The organism is Aquimarina macrocephali, assembly GCF_051627225.1.
GTDB classification, from domain to species: domain Bacteria; phylum Bacteroidota; class Bacteroidia; order Flavobacteriales; family Flavobacteriaceae; genus Aquimarina; species Aquimarina macrocephali.
Genome location: NZ_CP151795.1, coordinates 5,145,453 through 5,162,027, shown reverse-complemented (window position 1 = coordinate 5,162,027; position 16,575 = coordinate 5,145,453). Strand labels below are relative to the sequence as shown.

General features: G+C 31.8%; 15 protein-coding genes. 10 read left to right on the top strand and 5 right to left on the bottom strand.

Annotated features, from left to right (window positions below):
- Positions 1–176 precede the first annotated feature (176 nt).
- The 3 genes from AAFU52_RS22865 to AAFU52_RS22855 all read right to left on the bottom strand — a co-directional run bounded on the left by AAFU52_RS22865 (position 177) and on the right by AAFU52_RS22855 (position 3,554).
- Positions 177–1,127, bottom strand: coding sequence for a D-2-hydroxyacid dehydrogenase (locus tag AAFU52_RS22865; RefSeq protein ID WP_106793001.1), 951 nt, complete (start codon positions 1,125–1,127; stop codon positions 177–179).
- A gap of 68 nt (positions 1,128–1,195) precedes the next feature.
- The gene (gene serC, locus AAFU52_RS22860) at positions 1,196–2,260 is read right to left on the bottom strand and encodes a 3-phosphoserine/phosphohydroxythreonine transaminase (RefSeq protein ID WP_106793002.1); all 1,065 of its coding nucleotides are present in this window, start codon (positions 2,258–2,260) and stop codon (positions 1,196–1,198) included.
- A 232-nt stretch (positions 2,261–2,492) separates the two neighbouring features.
- Positions 2,493–3,554, bottom strand: a complete 1,062-nt coding sequence (locus tag AAFU52_RS22855) for an acyl-CoA reductase (RefSeq protein WP_024769452.1) — start codon at positions 3,552–3,554, stop codon at positions 2,493–2,495.
- A 66-nt stretch (positions 3,555–3,620) separates the two neighbouring features.
- Here AAFU52_RS22855 and AAFU52_RS22850 point away from each other — a divergent pair, with 66 nt between their 5' ends.
- From AAFU52_RS22850 to AAFU52_RS22835, 4 genes are all read left to right on the top strand, one after another.
- The gene (locus tag AAFU52_RS22850) at positions 3,621–3,968 is read left to right on the top strand and encodes a 4Fe-4S dicluster domain-containing protein (RefSeq protein ID WP_024769451.1); all 348 of its coding nucleotides are present in this window, start codon (positions 3,621–3,623) and stop codon (positions 3,966–3,968) included.
- Positions 3,969–4,086: 118 nt separating this feature from the next.
- A complete protein-coding gene (locus AAFU52_RS22845) occupies positions 4,087–4,677 on the top strand; it encodes an outer membrane beta-barrel protein (RefSeq protein WP_024769450.1) in 591 nt (196 codons plus the stop codon).
- A 104-nt stretch (positions 4,678–4,781) separates the two neighbouring features.
- Positions 4,782–5,657 (top strand): alpha/beta hydrolase, encoded by an 876-nt coding sequence (locus AAFU52_RS22840; RefSeq protein ID WP_024769449.1) that lies wholly within the window; start codon positions 4,782–4,784, stop codon positions 5,655–5,657.
- Entirely contained in the window at positions 5,644–6,447 is an 804-nt protein-coding gene (locus AAFU52_RS22835; protein WP_438423674.1) for an alpha/beta hydrolase, read from the top strand. The genes AAFU52_RS22840 and AAFU52_RS22835 overlap by 14 nt, the downstream gene beginning before the upstream one ends.
- 108 nt (positions 6,448–6,555) lie before the next feature.
- Here AAFU52_RS22835 and AAFU52_RS22830 read toward each other — a convergent pair whose 3' ends face one another.
- Entirely contained in the window at positions 6,556–6,921 is a 366-nt protein-coding gene (locus AAFU52_RS22830; RefSeq protein ID WP_024769447.1) for a hypothetical protein, read from the bottom strand.
- A gap of 561 nt (positions 6,922–7,482) precedes the next feature.
- Positions 7,483–9,189 (bottom strand): alpha-amylase family glycosyl hydrolase, encoded by a 1,707-nt coding sequence (locus AAFU52_RS22825; RefSeq protein WP_438423673.1) that lies wholly within the window; start codon positions 9,187–9,189, stop codon positions 7,483–7,485.
- Positions 9,190–9,385: 196 nt separating this feature from the next.
- On the opposite strand from AAFU52_RS22825, the gene menA reads away from it, so the two are divergent.
- The 6 genes from menA to AAFU52_RS22795 all read left to right on the top strand — a co-directional run bounded on the left by menA (position 9,386) and on the right by AAFU52_RS22795 (position 16,516).
- Entirely contained in the window at positions 9,386–10,285 is a 900-nt protein-coding gene (menA, locus tag AAFU52_RS22820) for a 1,4-dihydroxy-2-naphthoate octaprenyltransferase (RefSeq protein ID WP_438423672.1), read from the top strand.
- Between the two features lie 104 nt (positions 10,286–10,389).
- Positions 10,390–11,070: a metal-dependent hydrolase gene (locus AAFU52_RS22815; RefSeq protein WP_024769444.1), complete on the top strand. Its 681-nt coding sequence runs from the start codon at positions 10,390–10,392 to the stop codon at positions 11,068–11,070.
- Positions 11,070–12,110, top strand: coding sequence for an o-succinylbenzoate synthase (locus tag AAFU52_RS22810; RefSeq protein WP_438423671.1), 1,041 nt, complete (start codon positions 11,070–11,072; stop codon positions 12,108–12,110). Before AAFU52_RS22815 ends, AAFU52_RS22810 begins: the two co-directional genes overlap by 1 nt.
- A gap of 6 nt (positions 12,111–12,116) precedes the next feature.
- Complete coding sequence (locus AAFU52_RS22805; RefSeq protein WP_024769442.1) at positions 12,117–13,055, top strand: CPBP family intramembrane glutamic endopeptidase; 939 nt, start codon at positions 12,117–12,119, stop codon at positions 13,053–13,055.
- Between the two features lie 70 nt (positions 13,056–13,125).
- On the top strand, positions 13,126–14,241 hold the full coding sequence (locus tag AAFU52_RS22800; RefSeq protein WP_024769441.1) for an AMP-binding protein: 1,116 nt from the start codon (positions 13,126–13,128) through the stop codon (positions 14,239–14,241).
- 190 nt (positions 14,242–14,431) lie between these two features.
- Positions 14,432–16,516, top strand: a complete 2,085-nt coding sequence (locus tag AAFU52_RS22795) for a YfbK domain-containing protein (RefSeq protein ID WP_438423670.1) — start codon at positions 14,432–14,434, stop codon at positions 16,514–16,516.
- The last annotated feature ends 59 nt before the right edge of the window (positions 16,517–16,575 follow it).

Here is a 16,575-nt window from a genome sequence, read left to right as displayed (position 1 = left end):
GTAAATATTTTTTAATGAATCTAAATTTACATTATTAATACTAGAATTAGAGTTAAGAGTTGATTTTATTTTGATAAAAAAAAGATGAAAAACCATTTTATAGGATGAAGAGCAAAAAAAGAGCCGTTTCAATCATTGAAACGGCTCTTTACCAATATGAAATTTATATTTCGTGTCTAGTTCAAAATCTTAATAATTTGCTCGGCTAATTCTTGGCCAATACGATCTTGAGCTTCTCCTGTCGCTGCACCAATATGTGGTGTTAGCGATATTTTACTATTCATCAATATTTTGATAGCCGGACTAGGTTCATTTTCGAATACATCAAGTCCTGCAAAACCTAACTTTCCTTTCTCTAAAGCTTCTACCAATGCTACTTCATCGATTACTCCCCCTCTTGCAGCATTAATGATTCCTGCGCCATCTTTCATTTGTTCGATTTCAGGATTCCCGATCACATATTCTTTTTGTGCAGGAACGTGTAGTGTGAAAAAATCAGAATTTTTAAGAACTTCTTCTTTGGATACAGTCTTGATCTTAAATTTTAATGATTGTCCATCAAAGAACTCTAATGGTATTTCTACTTCTTCAATAAAAGGATCATAGGCAATAACATTCATTCCAACTCCAATTGCAATTTTTGCAGTTGCCTGTCCTATTCGTCCGATACCGATTACTCCAAGAGTTTTTCCTCTTAATTCGATACCGCTACCATATGCTTTTTTTAGGTTTTTGAATTTACTATCACCCTCTAGAGGCATATTACGGTTAGAATCATGTAAAAAACGTACACTACCATATAAGTGTGCAAAAACCAACTCTGCAACAGATCCAGAAGAAGCTGCTGGAGTATTAATTACATGTAGTCCTTTTTCTCGGGCATAAGCTACATCAATGTTGTCCATTCCTACACCACCACGACCAATAATCTTAAGAGAAGGACAATTATCAATAATATCTGTTCTTACTTTAGTAGCACTTCGTACAAGTAGTACTGAAATTTCATTTTCATTAATATAATTAACCAATTGATCTTGAGCTACCGTAGTTGTTAAAACCTCGAAGCCTTTTTTTTCTAAAGCTTTAATTCCGCTTTGAGATACTCCGTCGTTTGCTAATACTTTCATTTTCAAGTTTTAAATTTTGAATATTAAGTCTTATAAGTTGACTTGTCTTAATGATTATTGTTGTTAGTTTACGCTTTACGTTCCAGGTCACCCATTATATCAACAAGAGCAGCAACACTTTCAAGGCTTAATGCATTGTACATACTAGCTCTGTAACCTCCGATACTTCTGTGGCCATTGATTCCGTTGATTCCTGCTTCTTTCCACATGGCATCAAAAGTTTCTTTAAGGTCTTCATTTACCAACGTAAAAGTTGCATTCATATAAGAACGATCTTCTTTGGCAGCAAATCCTTTAAATAGAGGGTTTACATCAATTTCAGAGTAAATAAGGTTAGCCTTTTTTTCGTTTAATTCTTCTATTGCAGATATTCCGCCAAGTTGTTTTAGCCAACGGAGTGTAAGCATAGAAACATAAACAGGATAAACTGGTGGTGTGTTAAACATACTTGCTTTGCTAATATGAACTTGATAGTCTAACATAGAAGGAATATCCCTTTCTATTTTACCAAGAATATCTTCTTTTACAACTACAAGTGTTGTTCCTGCAGGTCCCATATTTTTTTGCGCCCCAGCATAAATCAAACTAAATTTAGAAAAATCTAATTGTCTGGAGAAGATATCGCTACTCATATCACATACCAATGGGATATCTGTAGTAGGGAAATCCTTTAATTGTGTCCCATAAATAGTATTATTACTGGTAAGGTGTAAATAATCTAAATCTGTAGGAATATTTAATTTTTTGGGAATAAAGTTGAAATTGGCATCTTTTGATGAAGCAACTTCTATAACTTCACCAAACTTTTTTGCCTCCTTTACGGCTTTATCACTCCAAGCTCCCGTGTTTAAGTATCCTGCTTTTGATTGTAGTAGGTTATAGGCAGTCATTAGAAATTGAGTACTTGCCCCACCTTGAAGAAATAAGGCTTTATATCCTTTACCTTCAAGACCTAATAATTCTAAAGCCAGACTGCGGGCTTCTTCCATAACATCAACAAAATCTTTACTACGATGCGATATTTCCAGAATGGAAAGACCAGAATTGTTAAAATCTAACACTGCTTGTGATGCTTCTTTAAATACTTCTTGTGGTAAAATACAGGGTCCAGCGCTAAAATTATGTTTTTTCATGTGCTAATGTTTGTTGTTTTTAATGGCCACATGGAATCTTTAACAATTATAAATACCTTAAACTTTTATGTTTTTGATTATTTTTAATTGTATCCGTTTCATTTGTAGTTTTTAATTGTTGTTAAATAGATAGTTTTTTGATCTTTTCTTTTACTCAAAAAAGAGAGTTAGAAAAAACACCACAAAGGTGCTAATAATATGATACAAAAGCATTGTCAAAATGATAAATTATTCAATTAATTTTTGTCAAAAATTCAATAATATCTATACCATCTGCATAATCTGAAAGTTGAGGATTTTGAGTTTCTCCAAATTCAATACATTCTGGAGAAAAATCAGAACCTACAATACATTGAATTTTTTCACTGTCATTTTGTATTTTTTTACTTAACTGGTCTTTAGAGTCATAGGTTTCATAAAATAATGTTGCAATTGGAGAAGCATAACTTTCATCCTCTTTGAGCATTAAAAAACCATTTTCAAACAATTTGTAATTACTCATAAGATAAACTGCTTTATTGTAATCATAATTGTTAGCATACTTTGCACTATTGATGATATCATGATATGGATATATGGCTTTAAAAAAAGAATCAAAATCATACCCTTTTGGGACCATTAGTTTTGATACACTCCTGCATCCTAATCCATAATATCTAAAAATATCATTGCCGAGTACTTCGAGTTGTTCTTTAGTCTCATTTCCTGTTAAAATTGCAACAGAATTTCTGTTTTTACGTATAATATTAGGAACTTTACCAAAATAATATTCAAAATATCGAGAAGTATTGTTACTTCCTGTTGCAATTACTGCATCAAAACCTTTAAATTTTTCTGAAGTAAATTTGATAGATGCTTCAAACCGAGGCTCTATTGCTATTAGGTATGAAGCTAAAAAAGGTAATAGCTGATTATCATTAGAGGATTGTTTTACCAAAACATGATGTCCTGTAATTAGTACAGAAAGAAAATCATGAAACCCTACTAATGGTATATTTCCTGCCATAATAATACCAACAGTTTTTGGCTCTATTTTTTCTAATGAGTAATGAGATAACCAATCTTTTAAATTGTTCTCGGTAAGAGCATTACTCCATTGCTGTAGGGAAAAAAGTACATTTTCTTCTGTAAACCATCCATTATGATGTACTGCAGTAGTAGTTTTATGAATCATTTCATCAAAAAATTCATCATTGCGATGAAGGGTATTAACTTTCTCATAACCAGTAGATTTGAATTGGTTAAGAAACTTTCCTAATTGAGAAAAAGCTTTGATACGGTCATTTAATAACATCTCTTATTTGTTTATCACTAGTTTACGAGCTATTTTTGTGCTGCAAATTTAGAATAAAAAAGAGCTATGGCAATTATAATAACAGATGAATGTATAAACTGTGGTGCTTGTGAGCCAGAATGCCCAAATACTGCAATTTATGAAGGAGCTGATGATTGGAGATATTCTGACGGTACAGATTTAGAAGGAGATGTAGTTCTTCCTGGAGGTAAAAATGTAAATGCTGATGAAGCACAAGAGCCTGTAAGTGACGAGGTATATTATATAGTTCCCGATAAATGTACAGAATGTAAAGGGTTTCATGAAGAACCACAATGTGCGGCTGTATGCCCTGTAGATTGCTGTATTCCTGATGAAGATATAGTAGAAACTGAAGAATTTTTATTGCAAAAACAAGGTTTTATGCATAAATAGAAGGTATTATCTCAATATAGACCATAAAAAAACCTGTCATATGGCAGGTTTTTTTATGGTCATTTTTTAATTTTTAGTATTTTCGCTCTACTACAACCTCAAATCTAAAAACGAAATCATGAAAAAAACAATCTTTTTTATTCTTTTTACAACGCTTTCTGTTGTTTCTTATGGACAATATCGCTGGGAAGTTTCTGCCGGAGCTACTTTTTCTAAACTAAACCTTGATAACACCGAAACTACAGGTGGAACTGGTTTTTTTGTTAATGCCGGATATGGTTATGTAATGGGAGTTAGAGCGAGAACAAGTATTGTTTTTTCTTTAGACCTTTTGCAACGTACCAGCGAAATAGAAGGAACAGGTGATGCAGAAACACTACAGGTTGGGTTTAACCCAAAATTTAGATACTTAACTGGTGATGGTAAAGATCGTTTTCGTGGCTTTATTAATGTTGGACCTTCTTTTAGAGTAAATACAAAATTTGAAATAAACGGTGTAGAATTAGAAGATGATGCCTATGAGAGTTTGATTATAGGTGGCGTGTACGGAGCTGGTTTTTCTCAAATGATAGGAGAGATGTTCGATGTTATGGCAGAAGTAGGAGTAATGAACGATTTTGTAGATAATCTTACAGATACTAATAGTAAATTCTTTGATATTTATGCGCGAGTAGGGGTCCGATTCAGAATTTATGATGCACGACGATAAACTTTAACAAATAATGTGTGTTTAAAATCCTGCTTTGGCAGGATTTTTTTATACTTCAATTTAATTTTTTGTAAATTAGATACTTACAAAAAAAGAATAATTGGATGTCATATTGGGGATATATAGCAATTGGTGTTCTTGCAGTGTATATTGTTGTAAGTATAACCTTGTATTATTTGCAGGAGTACTTTATTTTTAAACCAGAGAAGTTAGATAAGGATTTTGAATTTCATTATAACAATCAGGTTGTAGAAGAGTATAATCTGGAAACAAGAGATGGAGCTATACTTAATGGTCTTCATTTTAAAGTAGAGAACCCAAAGGGCGTTGTTCTATATCTTAAAGGAAACTCTAAAAGTATAAAAGGTTGGGGGAAATTTGCTGTGGACTTTACAAGACATGGATATGACGTATTTATGTTGGATTATAGAGGGTTTGGTAAAAGTACGGGCAGACGTTCTTTTAAAGCAATAAAAAGAGATCTTCAGTTTGTCTACAATAAGATTAAAGATAAAGTAAAGGAAGAGTATATTATTCTATATGGCCGTTCAATGGGATCTGGATTTGCTACAAAACTTGCCTCTATTAATAATCCAAAAATGTTGATATTGGATGCTCCATATTATAGTCTAAATAAGGTTGCTGCAAAGTTTATACCTTTTATGCCGATTTCTTTAATAATGAGGTATCCTATACCAACCTATAAATGGCTTAAGTATGTAAATTGCCCTATTCATATTATACACGGCACTCACGATAAATTAATTCCTTTTAAATCAAGTATTAAATTATCAAAAATTCGACCAAAGCTTACTCGATTGTATACTGTGATAGGAGGAGGGCATAAAAATTTAAATAATTTCGAATCTTATCATAAGATGCTTGAAGAAATTATCAATTCTAAAATGAGAAAGATAAACCTTTCTAATACAAGTATTGGTGTTGTGCACTCTTCAAAAAAAGCAAATGCGCAGGCTTAAAAAAATACTATTGTGGAGTATATCACTCTATAGTATTGCTATGATGTTACTTTACTTTTTTCAAGAAAAAATTATTTTTCAACCAGAAAAGCTTTCTGATGATTTTGTTTTTCAATTTAAGCATCCCTTTGAAGAGTTTTTTATAAAAACTAATGATAACAGTCGTCTTAATGCTATTCGCTTTGTCAATGAAGATCCTAAAGGGGTGATTTTGTATTTTCATGGTAATAAAGGAAGTTTGAAACGTTGGGGAGAAATAGCAATGTTCTTTGCCAAAAAAAAATATGATATCATCGTAATGGATTATCGAGGATATGGAAAAAGTACAGGAAAAATCAGTGAACAAAAATTATATGAGGACGCTCAGTTGTTTTATAACTATGTTTTAGAATTGTACCCCAAAGATCAAATAACTATTTATGGAAGATCCATTGGTACCGGAATTGCAGTAAAAGTCGCTTCAGACAATCAACCTGGTCATTTAATATTAGAAACACCTTATTACAATATGAATGATATAGCAGAAAACTGGTTGCCCTATTTTCCAACAAACAAGTTATTACGATATAAAATTCCGTCTAATAAGTTTATACAAAATGTAGTTTGTGATATCACTATTTATCATGGAACCGACGATAGAGTAGTTCCTTATGCATCGGGGGAGCTATTATTTAATAGTATTTCAGCTTTAAATAAAAGAATGATTACAATACCAAAGGGATCGCATAACGACTTAATAAAATTTGAAGAGTACCTTACTACGATTGATAACGTCCTTAAAAATGACTAATTATATTAAAAAGAGAAGCGCTATCCTTACATAAAAGATATAGCGCTTCTATAAAAATCTATGATTTTTTAAAAGGATAAAGAAAATGGTTCATTTAGAATTTACCATTTAATACTCCATAAGAGCATCTCTATACTCTTTTAAATCTGATATATTTGTTCTGTTTTTAAGACTTTTTGTAAGTGATACCAAATATTTAAGACTCTCTACTGGGTCTTTGGTTCCTTCATTATTTGTTATTTCGGTATCCTCATCTATAGGTTCATCATCCGGAATTGGTATGAGAAAAGAATTATTCTCTTCTATATGTTCATAAGTAAACCTAAGAACTTTTACTACTAGTGGTATTTGCTCTTCTAAAGCATAAGTCCTTAATTCTTTAAGGTCTCCAATTAGTGCATCTGTGTTGATACCTGTTTTTTCCAGGTCTACCAGAATTTTATCGATTAACTTGATTGCTTTTTTATTTTCCAAATGGGTAATATTATAAAGATGATTAACTACTAATGATTGCAAATTTAGATTTTTCTTGAATTATTAGAAATCAATTTGGGGTATTTATTTACGTATATATTTGTTTTTTTTATTTAGTATAATTTAACACACAAGGTTGTTTTGTGTTAAATGCTTGTTTTTCAAATAGTTAAATGCTTTATCTTCAATCCATACTACTATTCCGGCTAAAGTTTGAGGTAAAACCGTAACCGTATATGCACTAAACCTCTTTATCTTTGACATGTATTCCAATTACAATTTTTCCCTTACTTTTTTTGTTTTCCCCAACACTTACCTCCTTATCCTAAGGAGGTAAGTTCTTCAAGGGGTATTACGTACTTCAATAAATTACTAAATTATTACCTGATATAGGGTCTAGTTTTTACTTTAAATTTCTATGAAAACATAAGGTATATGTATATATCGCTATATACAGCTTGGTATTGAGATGTATTATTTTTGAATGTTAGAAAAAAAATAAAACAAGATTCATAGTCATATGATGACAATCTATGATTAAAAAGAATTCTTATTATTAATTTACTTTTTAATAGCTAATAGAACAATTTCATATTCAGAATCGACTGCTACCGAATCATTAGAGATTGTAATTTCTTTACCCGAGTACTTATCAACCAAAATGGTTCCCTCTGGGAAAACCGAATTAATTTTAATTACTTTTTCTCCCATAGGAAGACCTAATCCTATTACTACCTTGTCTGATATTCCATTTTTATGATACTTTCTTGAAAACACATAGGGTTTTTGAGATATCATTTTGTGTTTACCTGCTCCTACAGCAGGATGATCTTTTCTAAAAACCCCTAGTTTTTGCCAATGTCTTAATAATGCTTTGGTATCCTCATTGTTGATTGCATCCCAATTCATGTTAGATCTAAGAGTAGCATCTCCTTTAGTTTCATCGATGATAAGGGGTCTTGCTATTTCATCTCCATAATATATTTGTGATATCCCGGGAGTTAGTAGCAGTTTGGTGGCAGATTCATAGGTTTTATTTCTTTTACTGTCAAAAGGTTTACCATCATCATGAGAACTTATATAATTGGTTATCCCTTTACCAATTAAATTTGTATATAAAGTTTTACTGTATTTACTGAACAATTTTTCATAATCAAGCTGATTAGCATCATGTTTAAATTGAAAATTGATCATGTTATCAAACCCATGAGCAAAATAATCTACTTTTCGGTCTCCAAAATCATAATATCGCTTACCATCGATTCCATAACCATATAATTCACCTAATATAAAGAACTCATTATTATCCAGCAGTTTATCTGGGTTTTTTGATTTCCATTCTAAGAAGGCTAACTTAGCTTGCTCGGCCAGGGTACTCCAAGCATCTTCTCTAATATGTTTTACAGTATCTACTCGATATCCATCTATCCCTAATTCTCTAACATAATCGGTTAACCATTTGATAATGTAATTTTTAGGAGATCTTTTTAATCTTGTTTTAGTAAAGAAAATATCTATTTCTGCAAGTTCTATTTCTAATCGCCCCTCTGCCTTCCATTTATTTATTAATGCTTCGGGTAATTCTACATTTTCATTATTCTCTGTTTTTATATCAGGAAGATTTTTTACCAGAGTGCAATTTATAGTGCTTTCATAATTTTTATAAGTGCATTGTGGAGAGGTTCGTACCCAGCTATCTGGCCAAACAGGGTCTTGCTCGGTAACAGGGCCAGTATGGTTCATTACAACATCCATTAGAATTCGGATATCATTTTTATGGGCAGTTTCTACTAATTGTTTCAGTTCTTTATAAGTCCCAAAATTAGGATCAATTTTTGTCCAATCCTTTGTCCAATATCCATGAAACGCATATGTATTTCCAGTACCTTCATCTACACTTCCGTGTATCTGTTCAACAACAGGACTGAACCAAATCACATTAATCCCAAGATCTCTAAAATATCCATCTTCTATTTTTTGAGTAATCCCTTTAATATCGCCACCTTCAAAACCTCTAAGTTTCCCAGTTTTTTTGGTTCGTTCTAAAACTTTATCATTCGTAGTATTTCCATTTTTAAACCTGTCGGTTAACAAAAAATATATATTGGACCCTTCCCAAACAAAGGAAGGCTTTTCATTTTTTTTTACTTTATTAATATTGGGTTTGATGATTTTTGATTGATCAATACCATCTTTTTTTGACTCATTTTTACATCCGATCATTAGGCATAAGAGTAAAAAAACAATGGTTTTTATAAATTTGAACATAGTATTTTGGGATTTTAAAATGCTAAGCTATAAAAAGTCTCATAAAAATTAGAGGAAGATGAATTACTAAATTCATAAAAATAAGAGATATTATAATTTGTTATGCATTTTTGCAAATCCATAAGGTAGAGAATTGATGTAATTAATTTTTATTTTTCTATAAAAATAATGTTCCTTTGGAGTCAAAATTATAAAAATGACCAAATTCAAAGCATGGATCTCTGCAGCTAGATTAAGAACTTTACCGCTATCGGTTTCAGGAATAGTTGTTGGATCGGCTTTAGGTTATATAAATTTTTTAGAAACAAACATCTTTTGGCTGGCTATTGCTACTACATTAGGACTACAAATTTTGTCCAATTTTGCTAATGATTATGGTGATGGGGTAAAAGGTACTGATAATGAGGATAGAGTAGGGCCACAAAGAGCTTTGCAAAGTGGAGCCATTTCTAAAAAAGAAATGTATAGAGGAATAGTGTTTACAGCATTAATCACGTTAGGAGTTGCCATTGCTTTAATTTATGTTTCTTTCGGAAAAGAAAACTTTTTCTATTCTGTATTCTTTTTCATACTAGGACTTACTGCTATAGCTGCCGCTATTAAATATACTATGGGCAGTTCTGCATATGGCTATAGAGGCTTAGGAGATCTTTTTGTATTTATCTTTTTTGGATTAGTTAGTGTCGTTGGATGCTACTTTTTGTTCGCAAAAAAACTTAATATACTTGTTTTTTTACCCGCTATCACTATTGGATTATTAAGTGCCACAGTATTAAATCTTAATAATATGAGAGATTACTATAGTGATAAAAAAGCAGGTAAAAATACACTTGTTGTAAAACTAGGAATTAATCGAGCGAGAACATATCATTTTACTTTGCTAATTATTGCTATGCTATCAATGTTAGTGTATCTATATGCTACGTATAAAACTCCCATAAACTTTTTGTTTCTGATTGCTTATATACCTTTACTCATTCATATAAGAAAGGTAGCCAAAACCAGTGATTCAGAACTACTGGATCCCGAGCTTAAAAAAATAGCTTTAACAACATTTTTACTGTCTATTTTATTTAGTCTGGGGCAGATTTTATAATTTAGTCGAACTCTGTAATTACAGATGATTTATAGTAGTTCCTTGTGATATTCTATTGTATCTCAGGATCTATTTATAGTATAATAAGTTTAAATTTTTCACACATGAAAATCACCTTTTACGGCCATAATACTTTATTAATTGAAATCAATGAAACGAATATTCTTATAGATCCATTTATTTCGGGTAATCCATTATCTAAGGATAAAATTGATATGAGTACAATTAAAGCAGATTATATACTGCTTACTCATGCACATCAAGATCATGTTCTTGATGCAGAAGCTATAGCTAAAAGAAATACTGCTACGATTGTCTCGAATTATGAAATTGCTACATATTACCAGAATCTGGGTATAGAAGTGCACCCTATGAATCATGGAGGGGCCTGGAGTTTTGAATTTGGAAAAGTAAAATATGTAAATGCAATTCATACCAGTAGCTTTGCCGATGGAACTTATGGAGGGCAACCAGGAGGATTTATTATTGAAGGAGAACATAAAACTATTTACATTGCTGGAGATACAGCATTAACAATGGACATGAAATTAATTCCATTAAGAAATACTTTAGATCTTGCTATTTTACCTATAGGAGATAATTTTACAATGGGAGTGGATGATGCTATTATCGCAAGTGATTTTGTTGAATGTAATAAAATATTAGGTGTACATTATGATACTTTTGGGTATATCGAAATTGATCATGATGAAGCCAAGCAAAAGTTTTTTGAAAAAAACAAAGACCTTATGCTGTTAGGTATAGGGGAAAGCATCGTATTATAATGGACGCCAGTTATTATAAGTATACCCTTCAGTTTAAAAGGCCAAGCGGTACTTCGAGAGGGATTCTAAAAACCAAAGAAACCTGGTTTATCGTGATTTCTGATGGAACAAAGAAAGGGATAGGTGAATGCGGAATTCTAAGAACATTAAGTATAGATGACCGACCAGATTATGAGGATAAATTAAGGTGGACCTGTGAGAATATTCATTTAGGAGTAGATAAACTTTGGGAAGAACTTATAGAGTTTCCAAGTATTCAGTTTGGAGTAGAGATAGCTTTTAGATCTTTAGAAAGCGATTCTCCCTTTTTATTATTTCCTTCGGCATTTACTAATGGAGAGGAACGAATTTCTATTAATGGACTCATATGGATGGGAGATAAAGAATATATGAGGCAACAAATTACCTCAAAATTAGATGATGGGTTCGATTGTATAAAAATGAAAATTGGTGCTATTGATTTTGAAACAGAACTAAATTTGTTGTCCTATATACGATCTCATTTTTCTTCAGATAGCATTGAATTAAGAGTAGATGCTAATGGAGCTTTTAAACCAGAAGAAGCCTTAGATAAATTAAAACGCCTTTCTGTTTATAATTTGCATAGTATAGAACAACCTATACGACAGGGACAGCATATAGAAATGGCAAGGTTATGTAAAGAAACTCAATTACCTATAGCGCTAGATGAAGAATTAATAGGTGTTTTTGATGTAACGGAAAAGAAAAAATTGCTACAAACTATACAACCACAATATATTATTCTTAAACCAAGCTTGGTAGGAGGTTTTAAGGGAACCAAAGAATGGATTGATATTGCAGAATCTTACGGGATAGGGTGGTGGATTACCAGCGCACTAGAGAGCAACATAGGGTTAAACGCTATTGCACAGTATACATATACCTTAAATAGCAAAATGCCCCAAGGTTTGGGAACAGGAGGATTGTATACGAATAACTTTGATTCACCATTAGTGGTTAGTCAAGGAACTTTGAAATATTATAATAACATAAACTGGAACGTAAATTATTTAAATTAAGATTATATGTATATAGCACAAGCACTTAAAATAAAACATGATTGGTGGAGATATTTAATCGGATTAGTAATCATTTTTATTTTTTGGCAATTTATTGGTATTATCCCTTTATTCATAGGGGCATTTATAAATACTGGTGATTTACAAACGTTGATGGTTGCTGCAGAATCTAACTTTACCTCGTTAGATATGAATTCTAATCTATTTCTAACCTTAGTGATTATAAGTTTTATATCTGGATTATTGGGGTTATTTATAGCTGCTAAGTTTCTTCACAAACAAAAAATTAGAGAATTGACTACAACAAGAAAAAAGATTGATTGGAAACGTATTTGGTTTACATTCTTTCTTGTTTCATCTATAAATCTTGTGTTTTTTGCAATTAGCTATTATACAGAACCAGAAATTTATAAGCTTAATTTTGAAATGATTCCGTTTTTAATCCTGGCTTTAATTTCTTTACTCTTGTTGCCGTTACAAACCAGTTTTGAAGAGTATTTGTTTAGAGGATATTTAATGCAAGGTATAGGTGTTTTAGCTAAGAATAAATGGTTACCACTTATCATAACTTCTGTAACGTTTGGATTACTTCATGGTTTAAATCCAGAAGTCGAGAAACTAGGCTATGTTATGATGGTATTTTATATAGGGACTGGTCTTTTATTAGGTATTATGACCCTAATGGACGATGGTATGGAATTGGCCCTAGGCTTTCATGCGGCAAATAATATAATGGCTGCAATGTTAGTTACAACAGACTGGAGTGCTTTTCAGACTAATGCAATATTTTTAGATATATCAGAACCTTCAGCTGGTATTGATATTGTACTTCCAGTTATTATATTATATCCTATTTATCTGTTCATATTAGCTAAGAAATATAAATGGACAGGGTGGAAAGATAAACTATTTGGAAACATAGCATCTGATAGAATTTTAGAATAACTAACAAAAAGATAACACACTCTTTACATATTGATAACTTATGAGTATGTTAGAAAATTGAAATTTGAATATGCAAACTAAGAGTACATTTTCTATACCCGAAATACATCAAAGCTTCTCAATAAATAAAAGTTCTTTTGATAAGGAAAGACTAAAGTCTTTGGCGTATAGTTTTATTAAAGAAGGTGAGGTTTATGAACAGGAAGCAGGAAGTTTTTTGTTGGATTGGTTAAATGAAAAAGATCATATTGTTGTGCAAACTTCTGGTTCTACGGGAAAACCAAAAAAAATAAAAGTTTATAAACAGCACATGATCAATAGTGCAATAGCAACCGGAAAATTTTTTAAATCTGAAGAAGGAACTACCGCACTGCTATGCCTTCCTGCAAATTATATTGCTGGAAAAATGATGCTTGTAAGAGCTATGGTATTGGGGTGGAAGATAGATTTGATACCTCCAAGAACAAATCCTTTGGATACTGTATATAAGCAATATGACTTTTGTGCAATGGTACCCTTGCAATTAGATAACTCTCTTAATAGACTCCATTTAATTAAAAAACTAATAGTCGGTGGTGGTCCTGTTTCAGAAAATTTAAAAGAATTGGTTCAGGGTTTTAAAACTAAAATATTTGAAACCTATGGTATGACAGAAACAGTTTCTCATATTGCTGCAAGAAGAATAAATCCAAAGAAAAAAGATAAAAAAGATGCTCGCTATTTTAAAGCGTTACCTAATATCACATTAAGTACTGATACAAGAAATTGTTTGATTATTAAGGCTCCACAGCTAAATGAAGAAACAATTATTACCAATGACGTAGTAGAACTGAAAACATATAAAAAGTTTTTGTGGAAAGGGCGTCATGATAATGTAATTAATAGTGGCGGGGTGAAGCTGTATCCAGAAGAGATAGAAATAAAATTACAACTATTGATCGGACATCGTTTTTTTGTTACCAGCATCCCTGATGATACACTAGGTGATAAAGTAATCTTACTCATAGAACATGAGTATGATAAGATTGCATATCTAACACTGCAGGAAGGGATACAAAATCTAAATACCTTAAACAAATACGAAATCCCGAAAGAGATTTATTTTCTACCTCAATTTATAGGAACAGAAAATGGAAAAGTACAAAGAAAACAGACTGTAGAGATGGCCATGAATTTTAAAATGTAATTCTTTTCTAATTAAAATTTGATTTGTATTTATCAATAAATTCAAATCGTAAACTCTTCACTGTTGCATTTTATGGAAACATAAAACCAATATTTCCTTTTTACTCAATAAAAAGACTACTTCACTCATTTTTGATTGTTATCGCTTATAAGAACACATAGTTTTAGTTCATAATTAAAAACTATCAACTATGAGACTATTATATAATATTTTGTTTGTTTTTCTTACCATAGGAATTACGAATGCGCAACAGATAAAAATTACAGGAAAAGTAACCGATGACCAAAGTCTACCATTACCAGGGGTTAATATCTTAGTAAAAGGTGATGCTAACGGTACGCAAACAGATTTTGACGGTAATTACTCTATTATGGCGAATATTGGAGATACACTACTGTTTTCTTATGTGGGATTCGAAACCGCAGAAGAAAAAGTAACTGCTACCTCTGCTTTTATGCATATTAAATTGATTCCTTCTTCGGCAGAATTAGAAGAAGTTATAGTCACCGCATATGGGTCAAATAGAGTAAGAAAATCGATGAGTTATGCTGTATCCAGTAATAGACCAAGAAGGAGAGGAAGAAAACATAAGCAAAGACGTATGAACAAATCGTCGGGAGTACAAGTTTTTAATACAGGTAATGCATTAAAAATCAGAGGAGTAAGTTCGGTTTCAGGTACAAAGCAACCGTTGTATGTGGTAGATGGAGTTCCTATTGATAATAAAGATATAGCCGTGGTAAAAGCAATAGATCCTTCAAAAATTGCAAAGATAGAAGTGCTTAAAAATAAAAAAGGAGCTTCGGTTTATGGAGCTAAGGCTAAACATGGGTGTATTGTAATTACAACACATTCTGGTAATTATAAAGTACAAAATGATGAGTCATATAGAGAAATTGTTGAGAATGATTTTAAAAGAGTTCAGATGTCTCCTCTTTCTACCTTCTCTATTGATGTAGATAAAGCATCTTATAGTAATATTCGAAGAATGATTAATACAGGAGTTAAAGTTCCTGCCGATGCTGTTAAAATAGAAGAAATGATCAATTATTTTAATTATCAATACGAACAACCCAAAGACGAACATCCTTTTGCAATTCATACCGAATATGCCTCAACTCCTTGGAATACAAAGACGCAATTGGTTAAGATTGGATTAAAAGGAAAAGAGATTCCTCAGCATGAAATTCCTGCGTCGAATCTTGTGTTCCTAATTGATGTATCAGGATCAATGAGTAACAGTAACAAGCTACCACTACTTAAGAAAGCTTTTAAACTTTTGGTGAATCAATTACGGGAAAAAGACAAAGTTTCTATTGTAGTATATGCTGGAGCAGCAGGAATGGTGCTTAAACCAACATCTGGCGCTAATAAGCATGAAATTAACCAAGCGCTGCAAAACCTTGAGGCGGGAGGATCAACAGCAGGAGGAGAAGGAATAAGACTGGCATATAAAATAGCCAAAGACAATTTTATAAAAAATGGCAATAATAGGGTTATTCTAGCTACAGATGGTGATTTTAATGTAGGGATTAGTAGTGATAAAGACATGAAAAAAATGATTGAAGAAAAACGAAAATCCGATGTATTTTTAACATGTTTAGGATTTGGGATGGGGAACTATAAAGATAGTAAGTTAGAAACATTGGCAGATACTGGTAATGGTAACCATGCATATATTGATACCATGCAAGAAGCACAAAGAGTATTGGGAAAAGAATTCGGCGGTACTTTATATACAATAGCTAAAGATGTGAAGATTCAGGTTGAGTTTAACCCTAGTAAAGTACAGGCATATCGATTGATAGGGTATGAAAATAGACTTTTGACAGATGAAGATTTTATAGATGATACCAAAGATGCAGGAGAGCTGGGGAGTGGGCATACAGTGACTGCACTGTATGAGGTAATTCCTGTAGGAGTAAAAAGCAAGTATATCAAAGAAATTGCTGATCTAAAATATACCAGTTCAACAATTAATAAAGAATATGGAGATGAGTTATTAACCGTTAAGTTTAGATATAAAAAACCACAAGAGAAAAAGAGTATAGAAATGGTTCATGTTTTATATACAGATTCCAAAACATCCGCTTCACAAGATTTTAATTTTGCAGCTTCAATCGCTTGGTTTGGAATGAAATTAAGAGATTCAAAATATATTAAAAACCAAAATATTAAAGACATAATATCTTTAGCCGAAACAAATAAAGAGAATGACAATCAGGGATATAAAGCAGAGTTTATAAGACTCATGAACAGCTACCAGGGATTGTAAGGTAATCAAAAGGTATTGTTAAAGTTAGAAAGAGACATCTGTATTGTTTTGCAGGTGTC

Bases quoted from the DNA above. Each gene is read 5' to 3' on its own strand.
- AAFU52_RS22825 (WP_438423673.1), bottom strand. From the start codon at position 9,189: ATGTTCAAATTTATAAAAACCATTGTTTTTTTACTCTTATGCCTAATG.
- AAFU52_RS22865 (WP_106793001.1), bottom strand. From the start codon at position 1,127: ATGAAAGTATTAGCAAACGACGGAGTATCTCAAAGCGGAATTAAAGCT.
- AAFU52_RS22805 (WP_024769442.1), top strand. From the start codon at position 12,117: ATGTATATAGCACAAGCACTTAAAATAAAACATGATTGGTGGAGATAT.
- menA (WP_438423672.1), top strand. From the start codon at position 9,386: ATGACCAAATTCAAAGCATGGATCTCTGCAGCTAGATTAAGAACTTTA.
- AAFU52_RS22845 (WP_024769450.1), top strand. From the start codon at position 4,087: ATGAAAAAAACAATCTTTTTTATTCTTTTTACAACGCTTTCTGTTGTT.
- AAFU52_RS22850 (WP_024769451.1), top strand. From the start codon at position 3,621: ATGGCAATTATAATAACAGATGAATGTATAAACTGTGGTGCTTGTGAG.
- AAFU52_RS22795 (WP_438423670.1), top strand. From the start codon at position 14,432: ATGAGACTATTATATAATATTTTGTTTGTTTTTCTTACCATAGGAATT.
- AAFU52_RS22800 (WP_024769441.1), top strand. From the start codon at position 13,126: ATGCAAACTAAGAGTACATTTTCTATACCCGAAATACATCAAAGCTTC.
- AAFU52_RS22835 (WP_438423674.1), top strand. From the start codon at position 5,644: ATGCGCAGGCTTAAAAAAATACTATTGTGGAGTATATCACTCTATAGT.
- AAFU52_RS22855 (WP_024769452.1), bottom strand. From the start codon at position 3,554: ATGTTATTAAATGACCGTATCAAAGCTTTTTCTCAATTAGGAAAGTTT.
- serC (WP_106793002.1), bottom strand. From the start codon at position 2,260: ATGAAAAAACATAATTTTAGCGCTGGACCCTGTATTTTACCACAAGAA.
- AAFU52_RS22815 (WP_024769444.1), top strand. From the start codon at position 10,390: ATGAAAATCACCTTTTACGGCCATAATACTTTATTAATTGAAATCAAT.
- AAFU52_RS22810 (WP_438423671.1), top strand. From the start codon at position 11,070: ATGGACGCCAGTTATTATAAGTATACCCTTCAGTTTAAAAGGCCAAGC.
- AAFU52_RS22840 (WP_024769449.1), top strand. From the start codon at position 4,782: ATGTCATATTGGGGATATATAGCAATTGGTGTTCTTGCAGTGTATATT.